Annotated in this window: 19 protein-coding genes; 12 read left to right on the top strand and 7 right to left on the bottom strand. The window is 58.6% G+C overall.

Going from position 1 to position 18,426, the window contains the following annotated elements; genetic code table 11:
* Nucleotides 1–5 precede the first annotated feature (5 nt).
* On the bottom strand, nucleotides 6–1,244 hold the full coding sequence (locus ACP7BN_RS18330) for a DUF2599 domain-containing protein (RefSeq protein WP_426205535.1): 1,239 nt from the start codon (nucleotides 1,242–1,244) through the stop codon (nucleotides 6–8).
* Between the two features lie 34 nt (nucleotides 1,245–1,278).
* Complete coding sequence (locus ACP7BN_RS18325; protein ID WP_426205534.1) at nucleotides 1,279–2,682, bottom strand: DUF2599 domain-containing protein; 1,404 nt, start codon at nucleotides 2,680–2,682, stop codon at nucleotides 1,279–1,281.
* A 231-nt stretch (nucleotides 2,683–2,913) separates the two neighbouring features.
* Here ACP7BN_RS18325 and ACP7BN_RS18320 point away from each other — a divergent pair, with 231 nt between their 5' ends.
* Genes ACP7BN_RS18320 through ACP7BN_RS18305 form a run of 4 tightly spaced genes read left to right on the top strand, consistent with a single transcriptional unit; the run spans nucleotide 2,914 to nucleotide 5,400 of the window.
* A complete protein-coding gene (locus ACP7BN_RS18320; RefSeq protein ID WP_426205533.1) occupies nucleotides 2,914–3,219 on the top strand; it encodes a DUF2282 domain-containing protein in 306 nt (101 codons plus the stop codon).
* Nucleotides 3,220–3,245: 26 nt separating this feature from the next.
* Nucleotides 3,246–4,133 carry a DUF692 domain-containing protein gene (locus ACP7BN_RS18315; RefSeq protein WP_426205532.1) on the top strand — a complete coding sequence of 296 codons (888 nt, stop codon included), beginning with the start codon at nucleotides 3,246–3,248 and terminating at the stop codon, nucleotides 4,131–4,133.
* Complete coding sequence (locus tag ACP7BN_RS18310; protein ID WP_426205531.1) at nucleotides 4,130–4,888, top strand: putative DNA-binding domain-containing protein; 759 nt, start codon at nucleotides 4,130–4,132, stop codon at nucleotides 4,886–4,888. Before ACP7BN_RS18315 ends, ACP7BN_RS18310 begins: the two co-directional genes overlap by 4 nt.
* On the top strand, nucleotides 4,885–5,400 hold the full coding sequence (locus ACP7BN_RS18305; protein ID WP_426205530.1) for a DoxX family protein: 516 nt from the start codon (nucleotides 4,885–4,887) through the stop codon (nucleotides 5,398–5,400). The genes ACP7BN_RS18310 and ACP7BN_RS18305 overlap by 4 nt, the downstream gene beginning before the upstream one ends.
* On the opposite strand, the gene ACP7BN_RS18300 is transcribed toward ACP7BN_RS18305, so the two are convergent.
* Complete coding sequence (locus tag ACP7BN_RS18300) at nucleotides 5,349–6,257, bottom strand: LysR family transcriptional regulator (RefSeq protein WP_426205529.1); 909 nt, start codon at nucleotides 6,255–6,257, stop codon at nucleotides 5,349–5,351. The two genes, ACP7BN_RS18305 and ACP7BN_RS18300, sit on opposite strands and share 52 nt — an antisense overlap.
* Nucleotides 6,258–6,361: 104 nt before the next feature.
* Here ACP7BN_RS18300 and ACP7BN_RS18295 point away from each other — a divergent pair, with 104 nt between their 5' ends.
* From ACP7BN_RS18295 to ACP7BN_RS18285, 3 genes are all read left to right on the top strand, one after another.
* On the top strand, nucleotides 6,362–6,961 hold the full coding sequence (locus tag ACP7BN_RS18295) for a short chain dehydrogenase (RefSeq protein WP_426205528.1): 600 nt from the start codon (nucleotides 6,362–6,364) through the stop codon (nucleotides 6,959–6,961).
* 59 nt (nucleotides 6,962–7,020) lie between these two features.
* On the top strand, nucleotides 7,021–7,674 hold the full coding sequence (locus ACP7BN_RS18290) for a COG3650 family protein (protein ID WP_426205527.1): 654 nt from the start codon (nucleotides 7,021–7,023) through the stop codon (nucleotides 7,672–7,674).
* Nucleotides 7,675–7,769: 95 nt separating this feature from the next.
* Nucleotides 7,770–9,383 (top strand): NAD(P)/FAD-dependent oxidoreductase, encoded by a 1,614-nt coding sequence (locus ACP7BN_RS18285; RefSeq protein ID WP_426205526.1) that lies wholly within the window; start codon nucleotides 7,770–7,772, stop codon nucleotides 9,381–9,383.
* 151 nt (nucleotides 9,384–9,534) lie between these two features.
* Here the strand turns inward: ACP7BN_RS18285 and ACP7BN_RS18280 are convergent, their stop codons facing one another.
* Nucleotides 9,535–10,629 (bottom strand): PLP-dependent cysteine synthase family protein, encoded by a 1,095-nt coding sequence (locus ACP7BN_RS18280; protein ID WP_426205525.1) that lies wholly within the window; start codon nucleotides 10,627–10,629, stop codon nucleotides 9,535–9,537.
* Nucleotides 10,630–10,878: 249 nt separating this feature from the next.
* Here ACP7BN_RS18280 and nhaA point away from each other — a divergent pair, with 249 nt between their 5' ends.
* The 5 genes from nhaA (at nucleotide 10,879) to ACP7BN_RS18255 (ending at nucleotide 15,601) form a co-directional block, all read left to right on the top strand.
* A complete protein-coding gene (gene nhaA, locus ACP7BN_RS18275) occupies nucleotides 10,879–12,066 on the top strand; it encodes a Na+/H+ antiporter NhaA (protein ID WP_426205524.1) in 1,188 nt (395 codons plus the stop codon).
* 120 nt (nucleotides 12,067–12,186) lie between these two features.
* Entirely contained in the window at nucleotides 12,187–13,407 is a 1,221-nt protein-coding gene (locus ACP7BN_RS18270) for an S-type pyocin domain-containing protein (RefSeq protein WP_426205523.1), read from the top strand.
* Between the two features lie 7 nt (nucleotides 13,408–13,414).
* Nucleotides 13,415–13,669 carry a colicin E3-like toxin immunity protein gene (locus ACP7BN_RS18265; protein WP_426205522.1) on the top strand — a complete coding sequence of 85 codons (255 nt, stop codon included), beginning with the start codon at nucleotides 13,415–13,417 and terminating at the stop codon, nucleotides 13,667–13,669.
* A 116-nt stretch (nucleotides 13,670–13,785) separates the two neighbouring features.
* The gene (locus ACP7BN_RS18260; protein WP_426205521.1) at nucleotides 13,786–14,283 is read left to right on the top strand and encodes a hypothetical protein; all 498 of its coding nucleotides are present in this window, start codon (nucleotides 13,786–13,788) and stop codon (nucleotides 14,281–14,283) included.
* A 133-nt stretch (nucleotides 14,284–14,416) separates the two neighbouring features.
* Nucleotides 14,417–15,601, top strand: a complete 1,185-nt coding sequence (locus ACP7BN_RS18255; protein WP_426205520.1) for a colicin E3/pyocin S6 family cytotoxin — start codon at nucleotides 14,417–14,419, stop codon at nucleotides 15,599–15,601.
* 313 nt (nucleotides 15,602–15,914) lie between these two features.
* Here the strand turns inward: ACP7BN_RS18255 and ACP7BN_RS18250 are convergent, their stop codons facing one another.
* The 3 genes from ACP7BN_RS18250 to ACP7BN_RS18240 all read right to left on the bottom strand — a co-directional run bounded on the left by ACP7BN_RS18250 (nucleotide 15,915) and on the right by ACP7BN_RS18240 (nucleotide 18,343).
* Nucleotides 15,915–16,379, bottom strand: a complete 465-nt coding sequence (locus tag ACP7BN_RS18250; RefSeq protein WP_420648215.1) for a glycine zipper 2TM domain-containing protein — start codon at nucleotides 16,377–16,379, stop codon at nucleotides 15,915–15,917.
* Between the two features lie 191 nt (nucleotides 16,380–16,570).
* A complete protein-coding gene (gene pdxH, locus ACP7BN_RS18245; protein WP_426205519.1) occupies nucleotides 16,571–17,218 on the bottom strand; it encodes a pyridoxamine 5'-phosphate oxidase in 648 nt (215 codons plus the stop codon).
* Nucleotides 17,219–17,242: 24 nt separating this feature from the next.
* Nucleotides 17,243–18,343 (bottom strand): OmpA family protein, encoded by a 1,101-nt coding sequence (locus tag ACP7BN_RS18240; protein WP_426205518.1) that lies wholly within the window; start codon nucleotides 18,341–18,343, stop codon nucleotides 17,243–17,245.
* Between the last annotated feature and the right edge of the window lie 83 nt (nucleotides 18,344–18,426).

The raw sequence follows: 18,426 nt of genomic DNA, 5'->3' as shown, positions 1-18,426 counted from the left end.
CGGAATCAGAATGGATTGCAGTGTTGCGCTACCGCTGTCGCCTGATCGACGTAGGGCCGTGCCGGCTCAAGGTTCCATTCAGGCTTGTTTCTGACCGGTTTGCCGTCGTAGGTGGCCGCCAGGTGACACACCATTTGCCGACGCAGCGAGCCGCCATTGACGCTGTACTGACGCCATTGCTCATCGTTTTTGTGTTTGTTGTACAGCTCGGCAAACATGCGGTCGGTCTGATCGTCCTTGATCGCCCGGCCGCACACGGTCGGCACTACAGAAAGTGACCAGGTCTTTGGCCCCAGAACCGGGTCGGGACGCTGTACCCAGCTACTCGACTCGATGTATTGGCTACAGAACTGTTGCGCCGGTGGCGCCGAACTCTGGACACACGAAAAAGACGCCTTGGCGACCGGGGTTCTCGGGAAATCGATCTTGATGATGTTGCGATCCTTGCCCGTCTTCGCTTTGTAATCGCGCTGATTAGCCATGGCGTCGTTCAAGCCACGTTGATCGCTGTAGAAAAACGCCAGAATCGGCAGCTCATCTTCTTTCGGGTTACCCAGTCGCAACTCGGTCTGGGTTTGAAATTCACGGCTATTGATGACCTTGCGCGCGCCCATGAAGTTGCGAAAGGCATCGACCCGATCCTTGCTGCTCAACGGATTGCGCATGTTGAAGCCGCACTGCAACTGGTCCTGCTGCCGGTTGTTGCTGAATTTGGTGAAATGCGTCACCCAGGCATTGGCGCTCAGGACTGGTGGCGCCATTGCCTGGCAAACAGCCTCGGTCGGCGCGGTGTTTTTGTTGTCGCCACAGCCGCGGTCATTGCGAAAGTCAGTCCAGGCATCGTTGGGAAACGCGCAATAGACATGCACCGGTGTCTCGGGGTCGCGTATCAGGTCCCTTGGTGTAATGAGATAGCCGTTCTGCGTACTCATTCCCGGGTCTTCATAACTGATGCCGTCGGCGCGCATGTACGAGGCGGCAAAAGTGCCCAGCTCAACGGCTTTCGGACTGGGATTCCAGACATCCCATTTTTGCCCTTTGGCCGGGTCGGCGCGGTGCGTGCCGCGAACCAACAACCCCGAACAGTCCGAGGCGGGATCCTGACCGCAGCTGTCGACGGTTTTGTTGTACAACGACTCAACCTTTCTCAGCGTTTCATCGCAAGACTCGGCATTGGCCCATGTCGCCTGTACCAGCAGCGGGAATATGAGAAATGGAGCGATCCTGTTCAATCGTTTCTGCATGGCTTGCATCTCCTTGATTAGCCAAAACACACCTTCAACGCGGGACTGGATTGCAACCCGCCGCCCGCGTCTCGTTGTCCGATAACGCCGGGCGGAAAGGCTCCAGATTCCACGGCGTCTTGTTGCGGTAATTGACCAGAACGCAGCCCAATTGCTGACGCATGCTGCCGATCGATTTTTCGTTGTCACGCCAATTGCTGTCGGCGCCCTTGACGGCGAGCAACTGGTCGTAAAAAGCGCCGACCTGCTCGTTGGGCAAAGCCCGCCCGACCGCTGTGGGCACCACGCTCAAACTCCATTCATCCCGGCGAGTGCCCGGATCGTAGCGCTTGATCCAGTTGGCGGAGGCGATGTAGCTGGGTGCAGGCGCCGTCGGCGTTGGCGGTGGAGTTGACGGCTCACCGCCAGCAGCCGTCAGGTCGATCGCCTGATCGGCCGCAACATAGCTGAAGCGCTGCTCCGCTGGTTTGGTGAAGTCCAGCCTCAGGATCGGCACGCTGTAGCCGCGGGCCTGAAGTTTTTTCTGGAAGTTGCGCGCACTGGTCAGGCCGTCTTCCGGTTTTGGCGGAGCCTGATCACCACGGGTGGCGAAGTTCTGCGTGCTGTTGACGTTGTAGATGAAGGCATCGATGTACTTCATGTTGTCGCTGCCGTCGTTGGTCGACGTGGCATTTTTCAACATGAACTCATTGACCTGGCCACTGAACGCGAAGGGATCCTTGTTGGTGGTGTTCGGTCGGGACTCGTGCACACGGATCATGGCGTTCCAGTCACTGGGTTTTTCCGCGTTCCAGGAGCACTGACTGTATTGGATCGGGCCTTTCATCAATCCGGTGTATTTCTGCGTCCATTGCTCGGCGGTGCTGACCCCGGCTTCAGCACAGGTGCCGTAGGCCAGGGCTGCATTGCGATTATTCATCACGCTTTGTGCTGCACGTGGCGGTTCGCGGCTGTCGAAAAAGCCGCAGCCGTACCACTTGCGCTCCGGCCCGGTACCGCCATCGAAAGCGTAGATGCAGGTGAATCCCTGCTGCTTGACCGGAAGACTCAAAACCGCTGCATCGCTCGGGTTGCGCAGGACCAGACCGGCCGGATGGATGAGGATTCGCGTGCTCAGATCCTTGCGGATCCAGGAGTAGGAAGTCGCACCTATCTTGATCGCGTAGGGGCTGTAGTCCCAAGGATTGAAGGGCCCGTCGTTGACCATGCGCAAGGTCACGCCGCTGCAATAGTAGAGGCCACGCGCGGCACCGGTATCCGGCTCCTGGCACTCTTGCTTGAGGGTGTTGTAGTTGTGGTTGATACGTTTGAGGGTGTCCTGCGGATCAAGCAGCGGTTGAGCAACAATTGTGTTGCACAGCAAGGGAAGTGTGCAGGCCAGCGCGATAGATGAAGTCCAGCGCAATAGCACAGCGCAATCTGAGCGATCCTTGGTCATGAGATACCGTCCTGGTAAATAGGCCTGTGAAGTGGCCGCTGAGATGACTATAGAACACACGCAACAAGTCGCCTCGGCTGGCGCAGCAACTGCCGAAAAGCTGCTCTGCACGTTGCGGCGTATTGTCTGAAAAAAAATTGCAGGGGCTGTAACGCATCTGCATGTCGTTTCTCTAGTGGAGCAAGCAAGCGCATTCGCTTGTTCAATCCAGCTACACATCGGAGAAACATCATGACTGCTACCACTCGCACCCTGTCCGCCACCGCCCTGGTTCTGGCCCTTGGCTCTGCGCTGAGCATGGCTGCCGTTTCCACCGTGCACGCCGCCGACGACAACATGGAAAAATGCTTCGGCGTGGCCATGAAAGGCAAGAACGATTGCGCAGCAGGCGCTGGTACCACTTGTGCCGGCACGGCGAAAATGGACTATCAAGCCAATGCCTGGAAACTGGTTCCGAAAGGCACCTGCGCGACCACCGAAAGCAAAACCTCGCCGACCGGTTTCGGTCAGCTCGAAGCGTTCAAAGCCAAGTCCTGATCCCGTCGTCTGCCTGAGTGTCGATCATGATCCCGACTCGCGAACATGCCCTCCCCCGCACTCAGGCAGCCCGCGCCGGGCTTCCGCCCCGTGCGGGGCTGGGGCTCAAGACCGGGCACTTCAACGAAGTGCTCGACTCCCGCCCGGACCTTGGCTTCTTCGAGGTCCACGCCGAAAACTACATGGTGGCCGGCGGCCCGTTTCATCATTTTCTGGGTTTGATTCGTGAACAGTATCCGCTGTCGATGCATGGCGTCGGGCTGTCGATCGGTGCCGAAGGCGCACTGGATGCACAGCATCTGCAACGCCTCACCGAGCTGATCGAGCGTTATCAACCCCACTCCTTTTCCGAACACCTGGCCTGGTCGAGCCACGGCCCGGTTTTCCTCAATGACCTGTTGCCACTTGCGTACGACACGCCGACGCTGAAGCGTGTCTGCGAGCATATCGATCAGGTGCAGAACACATTGCAACGCCCGATGCTGCTGGAAAATCCGGCGACTTATCTGGCGTTTCAGCGCTCGACGATTGATGAACCCGAGTTCATCCGTGAAGTGATTCAGCGCACTGGATGTGGCCTGCTGCTGGACGTGAACAATGTCTACGTTTCGTGCGTCAACCATCAGCGCGATCCCTTGGCCTACATGGATGCGCTGCCGCTGCACGCTGTCGGTGAGATTCATCTGGCGGGGTTTGCCGAAGATTCCGACAGCCTCGGTGATCGACTGCTGATTGACGATCACGGTGCGCCGATTGATCAGGCTGTATGGGCCTTGTATCGGCAGGTGTTAGCACGCGTCGGGCCAGTGGCAACCCTGATCGAGCGAGACAATCAGGTGCCGACGTTCGATGTGTTGCTGGCCGAAGCGCAACACGCCGAAGCTTTGCTGATCCGTGCGGGAGATCGGTCATGAGCAATCAGGCCGATTTCGCAGCTGCCTTGATCGATATCCGCCTGCCCTGCCCCGAGGGTTTATGCAGCGCCAACGGTGCTGACCCGGCGAGCCGTTTTGCGGTGTATCGCAATAACGTACAGAGCTCGCTGATTGACGCACTGGCTGATTGCTATCCGGTCGTAGGGCAATTGGTCGGCGAGGAATTCTTCCGCGCCATGGTCGGAGTTTTCGTACAGAGCAACCCGCCCCGTAGTGCATTGATGAGTAATTACGGTGAGGGTTTCGCGCAATTCATCAATGAGTTCGAACCGGCATCGAGCGTGCCTTATCTGGCCGACATCGCACGACTGGAGCGCCTGCGCACCGTGGCTTATCACGCTGCCGACGCTGCACCTTTGAGCCAGTCACAGATAGCGACGACATTCGCTGATCCCCTGTTACTGAACGACCTGTGCATCGGCCTGCATTCCTCGCTGCACTTGCTCGATTCAGCATTCGCCGTAGTGGATGTCTGGGCGGCACACCAGAAAGAAGCAACGCTGGCCGGGATCGATCTTTCTTGTCCGCAGACTGCACTGGTGCTGCGTTACGGCCTGGAAGTTGAAGTCTTTGCCCTCGATCACGCTGCCGGGCAATTCATTCAAAACCTCCGCCTTGGCCAGCCCCTGATGCAGGCACTGGAATCGGTCGAGGCCTTCGATCTGAGCCAGACCCTGGCGCTGTTGATCACCCACAGCGCCATCACCCACTTGCACCATAAGGTTTCGCCATGAACAACCTCATCGCCCGCGCCATCGCCCTGCTGGAAAAAATCCCCCACAGCCTGATCGCTTTCATCGCGCGCTTTTCGATTGCGGCGGTGTTCTGGAAGTCCGGGCAAACCAAAATCGAAGGGCTGGCCATTGACCTGTTCGACGGCACCTTCGAACTCGGCTGGCCGCATCTGGCGGACTCGACCATTCCGTTATTCCAGAGCGAATACCATGTGCCGTTGCTCTCGCCAGAGATCGCTGCGCACCTGGCGGCATTCGCCGAGCACTTCTTTCCTGTCCTGATTCTTGTCGGCCTCGCCACACGGTTTTCGGCGCTGGCGTTGCTCGGGATGACTCTGACCATTCAACTGTTCGTGTATCCGGAAGCGTATCCAACCCACGGTACCTGGGCGGCGGTGTTGCTGTATTTGATGGCCACAGGTCCCGGAAAGCTGTCGATCGATCATCTGATCGCAAGACATTACAACCGATCCAGCGCCTCGCCGCTGCGCTTGAACCAGCCGATCAAGTAATCCGCGAGCACTTGCGTACGCTTGGGCAAACCACCCTGATACGGGTGCACCAGGTACATCGGCATGCGCCGCGTCTGATAATCGCGCAGGAGCCAGCGCAATTGGCCGTCAGCCAATTCCGCTTGCAGCAGATAAGACGGCAGGCGCGCGATACCGGCGCCCGCCAGTGCAGCTTTCTTCAGCAGGCTGTAATGATTACTGGCGAACGGCCCGGAAACCCGCACCCGCAGCAATTCGTGCTGCTGGTGATACAGCCATTCCTCGCGACCGCTGTAATGGCTGTTGAGCAGGCAACGGTGTTCGCTCAACGCCTGAGGGGTCAGCGGCTCGCCAAAGCGCTCGAGATACGCCGGGCTGGCGCAGGTCATTTCCTGCCACGCCAGTAACGGCTTGGCTACCAGTCGCTGGTCATTCGCCACATCACTGCGAATCGCCAGATCAAAACCGTCGCGGGACAGATCGCGATAGCTGTTATTCAGCTCCAGCTCGATCTGCACCTCGGGATACTTTTGCGAAAACTCCAGCAGCAGACCATCGAAGAAGGATTCCCCCAGCGAAACCGGAACCGTCATACGCACCGGCCCGGCCATATCGTCCTTCAATCGCGCCAATGCCTGACGCGCGCGTTCCACCTGGACTACAAGTGCCTGGGCTTGCGGCAACAGCGCCGCGCCCGCCGCCGTCAAACTCAGTCGCCGCGTGGTGCGTTGCAGCAAGACCACGGAAAAACGCGTTTCAAGCAGGCTGATGCGCTTGGACAACTGGCCCTTGCTGCAACCCAATTGCTGTGCCGCCAAGGTGAAACTGCCCGCTTCAATCAGAACGGCGAACGCCGCCAAATCATCCATTTCGCTCATGGATTGTTTCCATTTGAAAACCAAAGGTTGCCCATTAGTGCGCTTATCAACAGAAAAAACCACTCTAGACTGAAACCTCATTCAAACACCTGAGGCACAGCACAATGAAAATCCTGTTGATCGGCGCTGGCGGCACCATTGGTTCGGCCGTGGACAAAGAACTGTCACAACGTCACGAAGTGATTCGCATCGGTCGCAACAGCGGCGATTTCCATGTGGATATCAGCGACAGCGCATCGATTCGCAAACTGTTCGAACAGACCGGCAAGTTCGACGCGCTGATCTGCGCGGCCGGCAATGTGACCTTCGCGCCGCTGGCCGAAATGAGCGCAGACAGCTTTGCACTGGGCCTGAAGGACAAACTGATGGGCCAGGTCAACCTGCTGCTGATCGGCCGCGAATTTGCCAACGACGGCGCCTCGTTCACCTTCACCACCGGCGTGCTCAGCCACGACCCGATCCGCAGTGGTGCCTCCGCCGCACTGGTCAACGGCGCGCTCGACAGCTTTGTGCGCGCGGCGGCCATCGAACTGCCGCGCGGCCTGCGCGTGAACTCGATCAGCCCGACCGTTCTGCTTGAAGCGATGGGCAGCTACGCGCCGTATTTCCGCGGCTATAAGCCGGTTCCCGCAGCCGATGTGGCGTTGGCCTACGCGAAAAGTGTCGAAGGCTTGCAGACAGGTCAGACGTTTCACGTGGGCTAAACCCTTGTGATGAACGGTCAGGCTGCGTAACGTGGCGGCACTTGTCTGGAGAGCCGAAGATGCGTGTTGCCCGTTGCCTGATCGTTGCTGCCTTGCTGCCATTGTTTGCCGCCTGCCAATTGTTTGATGGCCAGCGCGAAAGCGCCTCGCATGTCGGCCAGACCCGCATGCAGGGTCAACTGACCGCTGCCGACGGCAAACTGCTGTTCCAGCCCTGCCACGAGCAGCGCCAGTTCATCGTCAATGACATCGGCGGCACCAGCGTCCTGCAAGAGGCCGCGACCCTCGCCGATGAGCAGGGCAAGCTGTTTGCCGACGTGCGCGGCAAAATCAGCGGTGACCGTCTCGACTTGGCGCAGCTATACCGCGTCGAACGCTCCGGCACGGCTTGCGACGATCAGAATTTCAAACAACTCATCTTGAAAGCCGCCGGTCACGGCCCCGAGTGGAACGTCAAAGTCAGTGGTAAAGGCATGGTCATCGAACGTGATGGTCAGCCTCCGCTCGCCGTGCCCTACGTCGAAGAGCAATCGGGCGATGGCCGTTTCAATCTGAGCAGCGAAGCCAACAATCAGCGCATCGAATTGTGGGTCGCACCGCAGCGCTGTGTCGACAGCAGCACCGGCAGCGTGCAGCACATGAGCGCCGAACTGCGCATCGACGGCCAGGTACAGCGTGGTTGCGGGTATTTCGGCGGTTCGCGTAACGACTGATCGTTTTACCCTCACGGGATCCGGCCGTTGCGGCTTATAATCGCCGCCTTCAAACGCCCTGGCGCAGTTGTGCGCCCCGCGAACCGGATCCTGTCATGTTACGAATCACTGAACTCAAGCTGCCGATCGACCATCCCGAAGAAGACCTGCGCCCTGCCATCGTGCAGCGCCTGGGCATCGCCAGCGATGACCTGCTCGATTTCACCTTGTTCAAGCGCAGCTACGATGCGCGCAAAAAATCCTCCGAACTGTGCTTCATCTACACCATCGACCTCGAAGTGCGCGATGAGGCCAAGGTGTTGGCCAAGTTCGCCGACGACCGTAACGTCAACGCGGCGCCGGATGTCAGCTACAAATTCGTCGGCCAGGCGCCGAGCGACCTGAGCCAACGGCCGATCGTGGTCGGTTTTGGCCCGTGCGGGATTTTTGCCGGCCTGCTGCTGGCGCAAATGGGCTTCAAGCCGATCGTCCTCGAACGCGGCACCGAAGTGCGCCAACGCACCAAAGACACCTGGGGCCTATGGCGCAAAAGCGTGCTTAACCCCGAGTCCAATGTGCAGTTCGGCGAAGGCGGCGCGGGTACGTTCTCCGACGGCAAGCTGTACAGCCAGATCAAGGATCCGAAGTTCCTCGGTCGCAAAGTCCTGCATGAATTCGTCAAGGCCGGCGCGCCGGAAGAAATTCTTTACGTCAGCAAGCCGCATATTGGTACCTTCCGCCTGACCGGTATGGTCGAGAACATGCGCGAGCAGATCCGCGCTCTGGGCGGCGAAGTGCGTTTCCAGGAACGCGTCACCGACGTGCTGATCGAAAACGGCCAACTCGTCGGCGTCGAACTGGCCAGCGGCGAAACCCTGCATTCGAAACATGTGGTGCTGGCCCTCGGTCACAGCGCCCGCGACACCTTCCGCATGCTGCACAGCCGTGGCGTGTTCATGGAAGCCAAACCGTTTTCGGTAGGTTTTCGCATCGAACATCCGCAATCGTTGATCGATCGTGCACGTCTGGGCAAATACGCCGGCCACCCGAAACTCGGTGCCGCCGATTACAAACTGGTGCATCACGCGAAGAACGGCCGTTCGGTCTACAGCTTCTGCATGTGCCCGGGCGGCACCGTGGTGGCGGCGACGTCCGAGCCGAACCGTGTGGTCACCAACGGCATGAGCCAGTACTCGCGTAACGAGCGCAACGCCAACTCCGGGATCGTCGTCGGCATCACTCCGGAAGTCGATTACCCGGGTGGCCCGCTGGCCGGGATCGAGTTGCAGGAGCGCCTGGAATCCCACGCCTTCATTCTCGGCGGCAGCGACTACAAAGCCCCGGCGCAACTGGTCGGCGACTTCATTGCCGGCAAGCCATCGACCGTCATTGGTGAAGTCGAGCCATCGTACAAACCCGGTGTTTCGCTGGGCGATCTGGCCCTGGCGCTGCCGGACTTCGCTATCGAAGCAATCCGCGAAGCCCTGCCGGCGTTCGAGAAGCAGATTCGCGGTTATTCGCTGCACGATGCGGTGCTGACCGGGATCGAGACGCGCACGTCCTCGCCGCTGCGCATTACTCGTGATGCGACGTTGCAGAGCATGAATGTGAAAGGTCTGTTCCCGGCGGGTGAAGGCGCCGGTTATGCGGGCGGGATTCTGTCGGCGGGTGTTGACGGGATTCGCATTGCTGAAGCAGTGGCTCGCGATATTTTGGGCCTGGACGCCTGATACACAAGCTTTGAAGCAATACAAAACCCTGTGGGAGCTGGCTTGCCAGCGATGACGGACTCAGATTCAACATTGATGTTGACTGATCCTCCGCTATCGCTGGCAAGTCGAATCGTCGCACCGCAGCTCCCACATTTAGTTATAGGGTTTGTCAGATATTCGCGCGCAACACTGAAATCGGCAGTGCTTCCCCACGCTCCGCACTCGCCGCCACCGCAGCGATCAACCCGCTCAACTCATATCCCTGAGCCTTGAGCCAATCCTGATCGTAATAAGTGTCGGCATACCTCTCGCCGCCATCGCACAGAATCGCCACGATCGACCCCGACTCCCCCGCCGCTTTCATCTGCTGCGCGGCCATCAATGCGCCAATCAGATTGGTCCCGCTTGACCCGCCGACATGCCGCCCCAGCCGCTGCGCCAGATAATGCATGGCCGCCAGCGACAAGGCGTCCGGCACTTTAACCATCGCATCGATCACCTTGGGCAGGAACGACGCTTCCACCCGTGGCCGGCCAATGCCTTCAATCCGCGAACCGTGGTCCAGACGCAAACTCGCGTCTCCCGTCCGATAGAAGTCGAAGAACACCGAACGCTCGGCATCAGCGCACAGCACGCGAGTGCAATGCTGGCGATAACGCACGTAACGGCCGAGGGTCGCGGTGGTGCCGCCGGTGCCGGGGCTGGAAATCAGCCAGCTCGGTTCCGGGTGTTGCTCATAGCGCATCTGCTGGAAGATCGACTCGGCGATGTTGTTGTTCGCCCGCCAGTCAGTGGCACGCTCGGCGTAGGTGAACTGGTCGATGAAGTGGCCATCGTGCTCGCGGGCCAGTCGTTCGGATTCGGCGTAGATCTGCGTCGGATCATCCACCAGATGGCTTTTGCCACCGTAGAAAGCGATCTGCGCGATCTTCTCTTTCGAGGTGGTCGCTGGCATCACCGCAATAAACGGTAGCCCGAGCATGCGCGCGAAATACGCCTCGGAAATCGCCGTCGAACCGCTGGATGCCTCGATCACCGGCGCTCCGGGTTTGAGCCAGCCATTACACAAGGCGTAGAGAAACAGCGATCGCGCCAGCCGATGTTTAAGGCTGCCGGTGGGATGGCTCGACTCATCCTTGAAGTACAACTCGATACCGGGAAAACCCGGCAGCGGCAACGGGATCAAATGCGTGTCGGCGCTGCGCTGGAAGTCGGCTTCGATGATGCGGATGGCTTCGCGGGCCCACTGTCGGTTGTCGCTCATGGCGGTTGTTCTCGTTGAATCGGGCAGGAGGCGCCTCGTCACAGGCTCAGCCAACAAGCTTAGGAAAAAACCTGCAGCAACGACAGATACAGCTGAGCTTCAATACCTTTGGCAACTGCTAGGCTCTGCTGCACATCGACCTGATGCTCTGTAACGGCATATAACAAAAAAGAATATAACTTTTGTTTTAACAACTAACGGTACGGGTTAGGGTGTGCCACCTTTTGCCTTAATCGATGGAGAGCGACCTTGCCTCTGCGTAGCACTTTCACGCGTTTCTTTCAGTTGGAAGCTGCCAGCGGTCTATTACTGATCGCCGCGGCCATTCTGGCTTTGATCATCAACAACTCGCCGTTGTCGTGGTTGTATAACGGCCTGCTCGACACCCCGGTGGTGGCGCAGATCGGTGCGTTGAAGATCGCCAAACCCCTGCTGCTGTGGATCAACGACGGCCTGATGGCGCTGTTTTTCCTGCTGATCGGCCTCGAAGTGAAGCGCGAAGTGCTTGACGGACAGCTGTCGAAACCGTCGCAGATCGTCCTGCCCGGCGCAGCGGCAATTGGCGGTATGCTGGTGCCGGCGCTGATCTACTGGTTCCTCAACCGCCACAATCCGGCGGCCCTCGATGGCTGGGCGATCCCGACCGCGACAGACATCGCCTTCGCCCTTGGCGTGCTGGCTTTGCTCGGCAAGCGCGTACCGGTGTCGCTGAAGTTGTTCCTGATGACCCTGGCGATAATCGATGACCTCGGCGCCATCGTGATCATCGCAATCTTCTACTCCGGTGAACTATCGACCCTGTCGCTGGGCCTGGCGGCGGCGTGCATCGCGTCACTGGTGGCGATGAACCGGCTCGGGGTGGTCAAGCTCGGGCCGTACATGATCATCGGTCTGATTCTATGGGTCTGCGTATTGAAGAGCGGCGTCCACGCCACGCTGGCCGGTGTGACGCTGGCATTCTGCATCCCGCTGCGCACGAAAAACGCCGAGCCTTCGCCGCTGCTGACACTCGAACACGCGCTGCATCCGTGGGTCGCTTACGGCATTCTGCCGCTGTTCGCCTTCGCCAACGCCGGCCTGTCGCTGAGCGGCGTGACCGTCGAAAGCTTCACCCATCATGTGCCGATGGGCATTGCCGTCGGCCTGCTGCTGGGCAAGACCGTCGGTGTGTTCGGCCTGACCTGGCTCGCGGTCAAAATCGGTATCGCTTCCCTGCCCCAAGGCGCCAACTGGGGCCAGGTGTTGGGCGTGGCGATCCTCTGCGGCATTGGCTTCACCATGAGCCTGTTTGTCGGCTCCCTGGCCTTCGTGCCCGGCGTCAGCGAGTTTGCCGGGATGGATCGGATGGGCATTTTGACCGGCTCGCTATTCGCTGCGTTGATTGGTTATGCGGTGACGGCGGCGGCGAGTCGAAAGAACACAGCGCGGCTTTCTTGATCTCTAGCGAACAATCCCTACGCCTTTAGAGACGCGTCCTACAGCCACAGATTTCCCGCTTCGTTAACGTCGTGCAGCCCCTTTCGAGGGGTTGCCGATGCATGAACGAAAGGACAATCAGTGGCTGGTCAAAAGGACATTCCCCGGATCCCCAAACCCGGTGAGGGCGACGGACATTTCGTCACCCACCGCTATATGACGGCCAGCGAACTGGCCGAGCGCGAACAACGTCAAAACACCTATGACGCCATGCTGGCACGGCAGGAAGCTTTCGAGCGCAGCCGCGAGATAGCGGCGAAAAAGCCTGCGCCGGAGCGCGCCGGGTGCGTGTTTGCCAAGTCCTGCAAACTGCCGGACGCGATCATTGATTACTCGAATCCTTCAGGGATGGTGCCGACCGATAGCCTGAAAGACTACGGCGAAATCGCCTGGCTCGGCGCCCGCGAAGTGGATGAAGCGGGCCTGCTGAACCTGGAAGCGATCAGTGGCAGCACCGTTCCATTGGAACTCGGCAGGCTCGCCCTGCGAACCCCGGCGCTCGCAACATCAAACATTGCAGCGCTCGGCGCAGGCGGAGCCGCTGCACTCGCCGGTCTGGTCGCTTTGTTCTGGGCGCCACCCCTTGGCGACAGCGCCCTCTATACCGAAGAGCAACTGCGCAGTCTGAAACAGGCGCGGACACGCGTTCGCCTGAGGATCGAACAACAGGCTGACGGCACCCTCAAGGGCTATGGTTTCTACACGGGTAAGAATCGCGACTGGGAAATGGTCGATGTGGTGCATTTCACGCCACGCGACAGCCGCTTTGTTGCAGACCTTGGCGAAGGTATTGAACTGATCTGGACACCCGCCGTGGACGGCGCCGACATCCTCGGCATCCCCGCCCTCGAAGCGGCTCCGCAAGCGCCGCATATCTGGGTGTATCCACCGACGAAAGCGGCGGACGGGATTCTGGTTAATCCGGTTTATCCGCCGGAGTACAAGGATTTCATACTGGTTTTTCCGGTGGGATCGGGGGTGCGGCCGCTTTATATTGTTGTTAACACTCGGGCGAAGGGCACCGCAGAGGCGGGACACACCTATCATCCGGCCCCAGAAACGGAGGAAATCACCGCATTTCCTGACTTGAAAAGAGCAAAAAAGAAAACACCTTTCAACGGTGGGCTTCGTGATCGCTGGATCAATGCAAAGGGCCGAATAATCTACGAATGGGACTATCTGCATGGAGAACTTGAAGCCTACCGCTCAAGTGATGGCAGCCACTTGGGTTCCTTCGACCACATAACCGGCGAGCAAATAGATCCGCCAAAAAAGAACCGCAGTATCAAAAAATACTTGTGAGGAATACATGGGACTCAAAGCCAGACTTGAGTGGTACGACAAGAAAACCGAGATAGGGGAAGGAGAAGAGTTATCCAAAGATTTTGGTGACGATGGCTCTTTGATCGAAGCATTGGGGCTGCCGATCGCCAATAACATCAACATTGGCGGATTTAATGTTAAAAACGAATGGATCGATGTTCTCCAGACCCACTTCAAGCATGCAATCGAATTTTCGTCTTACGACTACCAGATATCGTTTGTCTATCGCGATCGTTGGTAGGAATCAAAAAAAAACCCGACCAGTCACCTGATCGGGATTTTCTTGCACCGCTTGCTCCCGCTTAATGCGAAGACGCTATGAATACAGCGAAACCTGGTAAAACGTAAGGATAGGTAATGGAACTACGTCTTGAGTTAATGCCACCACAGCTCGATGAATCGGCCGTAACGGAGCTCGCAGAACTTGCAGCCGAGATTGATGGTGGATGTGAACACCAAACCGTCGTTAAGTTAGCAGAGTTCAATCGGCGGGCAATGACAAACCTGAGGTTCATAGACTTTCAGGGCATATATGGAGGGCAGGATCACGACACATGGGTCCGTCAGATTCTCGCTCAACCCTATGAGAAACACCTGACAGACATCACCGTGCCTGAGCTGGTAGAGCTCGCTCGAAGGATTATGGAATGTGATGGCGCTGAGCACGCAATTGGCTTTTGGTTGAACATGCTTGAACTCAACCTGCCCAACGAACGAATCAGTGACCTTATTTACTGGCCTGGGGAGTATTTCGGCGACGGAGACAACATGCGGGAGCTGACACCGGAGCAAGTGATCGATATTGCTTTGAAGGAACAGGGCTCTGCTAGAAATTACATCACACCGTCGACCTGACCTCCCACACGACAACAAGTCGAACAATCCCCACGTCTTTAGAGACGCGTCCTACAGCCACAGATTTCCCGCTTCGTTAACGTCGTGCAGCCCCTTCCGAGGGGTTGCCGATGCATGAACGAAAGGACAATCAGTGGCTGGTCAAAAGGACATTCCCCGCATCCCCAAACCCGGTGAGGGCGACGGACATTTCGTCACCCACCGCTATATGACGGCCAGCGAACTGGCCGAGCGCGAACAACTTCAAAACACCTATGACGCCATGCTGGCACGGCAGGAAGCTTTCGAGCGCAGCCGCGAGATAGCGGCGAAAAAGCCTGCGCCGGAGCGCGCCGGCTGCGTGTTTGCCAAGTCCTGCAAACTGCCGGACGCGATCATCGATTACTCGAATCCTTCGGGGATGGTGCCGACTGACAGCCTGAAGGACTACGGCGATCTGATCCTGCTGGGCGCCCGCGAGGCCGATGAAAACGGCGGAGTTCCTCTCACGAAGATCAGCGGTACCGCCATTCCGGCAGGTTTGGGCACTTTCGCGCTTGCCGGTGAGGCGTTCAAGGCATTGCCTACCATAGCTTCCGCTGCGGTTATCACACCTTTGGTCGGGCTGGTGGCGTTGTTCATGCCGTCGAGCCTGGATGACAGCGCGCTCTATACCGACGACCAACTGCTCGCCCTCAAACAAGCCCGCAGCCGCGTACGCCTGCGCGTCGAACAACAAACCGACGGCAGCCTGAAAGGCTACGGCTTCTACACCGGCAAGAATCGCGACTGGGAAATGGTCGATGTGGTGCAGTTCACCGAGCACGGCAACCGGTTCATCGCCAACCTTGGCGAAGGCATCGAACTGATCTGGACGCCTGCTGTGGATGGCTCAGACATCCTCGGCATCCCCGCCCTCGAAGCGGCTCCGCAAGCGCCGCATATCTGGGTTTATCCGCCGACGAAGGCGGCGGACGGGATTCTGGTTAATCCGGTTTATCCGCCGGAGTACCGGGATTTCATATTGGTTTTTCCGGTGGGATCAGGAGTTCGGCCGGTTTACATTGTGGTGAATTTGTCACATGGCGACTACCACCAAAAACCCAACAACTTGCCTGCATATCCCGATGCCCGCTGGGCTACTCCAAAAACGCCAATAAAAGGTGGTGGTGGGTTACGTCCGCGCTGGAAAGATAGAGGCGGCATAATTTATGAATGGGACTTTCGACATGGGGCAATTGAAAAATACACAAAGCGTGGAAAACATTTGGGTGAGTTCAACCACGAAACAGGAGAACAGACGAAACCAGCGGATCCGACGAGGTGGGTAGAACCATGACACATCGAATAATGGGAGTTAAAACGGGGGAGGATTTTCCTCTCTATGAGCAGACCATCTCCATCGCTACTTTGGACCTGAAGCGAATTATGGGTTGGAGGGATGATGAGGATTCTCTGCATGACTACAAACTGACGTCACAACAGATTATTGATATTGAAAAAGCATGCGCCTTGAGTCTTCCGCCAGATCTTGACTTGTACCTAACATCACAACTCTGAGCGGACTGATACTCACTGACATCGAAAGCTTGAACAAACAAAAACCCCGACCAGTCACCTGATCGGGGTTTTCTTTTACCGCTCGTTCCCGCTTAGTGCGAAACGCGGCTGGTCCCGTCAACAGTCGAAATCCGTACCCGCTCGCCAACGCGGAACACTTCATTTTCCTGAACCTGCTGCACGTAGGCGCGCATGCTGCCGTCGTCTTCGCGCACGGTGATTTCCACGCCTTGCGTGCGGGTCAGGCCTTCTTCGGTAGCCGAACCCAGCAGACCACCGGCCACTGCGCCGATCACCGCTGCAACGATACTGCCGCGACCACCGCCGATGGCGCTGCCGCCAACGCCGCCGACCACTGCACCGGCTGCGCCGCCAATCGGAGTCTTGGTGCCTTCGATTTTTACCGGTCGCAGGGATTCGATGGTGCCCATGCGAATCGACTGCACACGACGCGCTTCGTCACGGGAATAGGAGTCACCGGTCAGGCTCGATTGGCAGCCAGTGAGCAACATCGCCATCGTGGAAAAAGAAGCAACCAGCAGAACAGACTTACGCATAGCATCAACTCCAAAGGACAGGTATTCATTAAACTCCGCAGCTTGGCGCGTGTCACGGCGCTGCGCGGATAAAATGGGTTTCATTCAGGCCTGGTACAGGGCCTTGCACGAAGTCACCCAACAGTAGCGCCAAATTCGACAACCTGCACCGTTGCGAGCCGCTGTTAAGGCTATCCCGCTCGGTAGACTGCTCAGGGTGCCAGTCGTTCAAGAATCCAGTTGGTGCCCTGCGAGCGGTAGTTGAGGCGATCATGCAGGCGGCTCGAACGGCCCTGCCAGAACTCGATGCGCTCAGGCAGCAAACGGTACCCGCCCCAATGTTGCGGGCAGTCGGGCTGGGTATCGCTGAAGCGTTGCTCGGTAGCCTTGAGCAGATCTTCCAGTTCACCACGGCCGTTGATCACCCGGCTCTGCGGTGAAGCCCAGGCGCCGAGACGGCTGCCCAGCGGGCGTACCTGATAATAAGCATCGGACTCTTCAGGCGTGACCTTGACCACCCGCCCCTCGATGCGCACCTGACGTTCCAGCGTCGGCCAGAAGAACGTCATGGCGGCAAACGGATTGGCCGCCAGATGCTGACCCTTGGCGCTTTCGTAGTTGGTGAAGAACGTGAAGCCCTGCGCGTCCAGGCCCTTGAGCAGCAGAATGCGACAATGCGGACGCCCGTCCGCATCGACCGTGGCCAAGGTCATGGCATTGGCCTCCACCGGCGCCTGTTCGGTTTTCACCGCGTCGGCGAACCACTGGTGAAACAGCGCGAACGGCTCGGCCGGGGCTTGCGCCTCGGTCAGGCCATCACGGGTGTAATCACGACGCATATCTGCCAGGGCCTGGGTCATGGCGCATTCCTTTTCGTTAGCGGATTACTTCTTCGCGGCATCGGCAGCGGCGACTTTCTTGTCGGTCGCGGCGGCTTTGGCTGGAGCGGTCTTTTTCGCTGGCGCTTTGGCCGGGGCCTTCTTGGCTGGAGCCTTGGCTGCGGCCTTCTTCGCTGGAGCCTTTTTCGTGGCTGGCACAGCGGCTTTCTTGACGGCCGGTGCCGGGGTCACTGGTTTGGCGACTGGCTTGACGTCCTGCGCAGCGACCATGGTCACTGGTTTCGGGGCTGGCATGTTGTACTTGCTGAGCAGCGCAACCATGGTGTTTTGCGGGGTTACCAGCAATTCGACTCGACGATTCAGGGCACGGCCTTCAACGCTGTCGTTGGCCGCACGCGGCGCTTCGGAACCCATGCCACGCAACATCAGGCGATCACGCTGCAAGCCGCTGAGACGGAAAATCGCCGCGATGGCCTGGGCACGCTCCTGGCTCAATTTAGTGTTGGCCGGTGCCGCGCCAGAGCTGTCGCTGTGACCGAGCACCAGTACCGCGGTTTTCGGATCGGCTTCAAGGATTTTTGCCACGCGCGTGAACGGGCCAAGGGTGACCGGCAGCAGCATGGCCGGGCGGTCCGGGTTGAACGAGCCTTCGACCGGCGCAGTCACCACCAGCACGTTGTCACGGCGCTCGAGCTGCAGATTGCTGTCCTTGATCGCGGTACGCAGACGCGGCTCGTAATCGTCAAGCCAGGCTTGGGTAACTTTCGGATCCGGCATCGGCACGACTTTGGCGGTCGGCTGATCTTTACCACCGAACGGCCACCACCATTTGCCACCGGCGTCGGCTTCAGCCTTGGCGACGGCGACCGGTTGGGCTTCGGGTTTCACTTCAGGCTTGGCATCGGCCTTTGCTGTGTCGTCCGAACCAAACGGCCAGTACCAAGGATTGCTGCTTTCAGCCTTGGCCACAGGCGCGGTAGCGGCAGGCTTCAGCGGAGCCGGAGTCGCTGCTGGCTCTTTGGCCGCGACCTTGTCGGAAGAACCGAACGGCCACCAGCTGCCGCCATCGGCGTCATTCGCTGGGGTCTGAGCACAACCGGTAATCGCAAAACACAGGGCCAGGGCGAGAGTTTGTTTGGACGACATTGGAAACCCACAAAATGAAGTAAAGGAAAATCAGAGCACTTTCGCCCGGATAAACAGACGCTTTGAATCGAAAAACTGCATGA

The sequence above is a fragment of the Pseudomonas sp. TWP3-1 genome (assembly GCF_049896625.1).
Classification (GTDB): Bacteria; Pseudomonadota; Gammaproteobacteria; order Pseudomonadales; family Pseudomonadaceae; genus Aquipseudomonas.
The sequence above is the reverse complement of the archived record's forward strand: the minus strand, read 5'-3'. Positions and strand labels throughout refer to the sequence as shown.

What these genes read in the sequence shown, in the direction of transcription:
- ACP7BN_RS18315 (WP_426205532.1), top strand. Translation starts at nt 3,246, where the DNA reads ATGATCCCGACTCGCGAACATGCCCTCCCCCGCACTCAGGCAGCCCGC.
- ACP7BN_RS18295 (WP_426205528.1), top strand. Translation starts at nt 6,362, where the DNA reads ATGAAAATCCTGTTGATCGGCGCTGGCGGCACCATTGGTTCGGCCGTG.
- pdxH (WP_426205519.1), bottom strand. Translation starts at nt 17,218, where the DNA reads ATGACCCAGGCCCTGGCAGATATGCGTCGTGATTACACCCGTGATGGC.
- ACP7BN_RS18310 (WP_426205531.1), top strand. Translation starts at nt 4,130, where the DNA reads ATGAGCAATCAGGCCGATTTCGCAGCTGCCTTGATCGATATCCGCCTG.
- ACP7BN_RS18330 (WP_426205535.1), bottom strand. Translation starts at nt 1,244, where the DNA reads ATGCAGAAACGATTGAACAGGATCGCTCCATTTCTCATATTCCCGCTG.
- ACP7BN_RS18285 (WP_426205526.1), top strand. Translation starts at nt 7,770, where the DNA reads ATGTTACGAATCACTGAACTCAAGCTGCCGATCGACCATCCCGAAGAA.
- ACP7BN_RS18280 (WP_426205525.1), bottom strand. Translation starts at nt 10,629, where the DNA reads ATGAGCGACAACCGACAGTGGGCCCGCGAAGCCATCCGCATCATCGAA.
- ACP7BN_RS18325 (WP_426205534.1), bottom strand. Translation starts at nt 2,682, where the DNA reads ATGACCAAGGATCGCTCAGATTGCGCTGTGCTATTGCGCTGGACTTCA.
- ACP7BN_RS18250 (WP_420648215.1), bottom strand. Translation starts at nt 16,379, where the DNA reads ATGCGTAAGTCTGTTCTGCTGGTTGCTTCTTTTTCCACGATGGCGATG.
- ACP7BN_RS18260 (WP_426205521.1), top strand. Translation starts at nt 13,786, where the DNA reads ATGGAACTACGTCTTGAGTTAATGCCACCACAGCTCGATGAATCGGCC.
- ACP7BN_RS18265 (WP_426205522.1), top strand. Translation starts at nt 13,415, where the DNA reads ATGGGACTCAAAGCCAGACTTGAGTGGTACGACAAGAAAACCGAGATA.
- ACP7BN_RS18305 (WP_426205530.1), top strand. Translation starts at nt 4,885, where the DNA reads ATGAACAACCTCATCGCCCGCGCCATCGCCCTGCTGGAAAAAATCCCC.
- ACP7BN_RS18240 (WP_426205518.1), bottom strand. Translation starts at nt 18,343, where the DNA reads ATGTCGTCCAAACAAACTCTCGCCCTGGCCCTGTGTTTTGCGATTACC.
- ACP7BN_RS18300 (WP_426205529.1), bottom strand. Translation starts at nt 6,257, where the DNA reads ATGAGCGAAATGGATGATTTGGCGGCGTTCGCCGTTCTGATTGAAGCG.
- ACP7BN_RS18290 (WP_426205527.1), top strand. Translation starts at nt 7,021, where the DNA reads ATGCGTGTTGCCCGTTGCCTGATCGTTGCTGCCTTGCTGCCATTGTTT.
- ACP7BN_RS18320 (WP_426205533.1), top strand. Translation starts at nt 2,914, where the DNA reads ATGACTGCTACCACTCGCACCCTGTCCGCCACCGCCCTGGTTCTGGCC.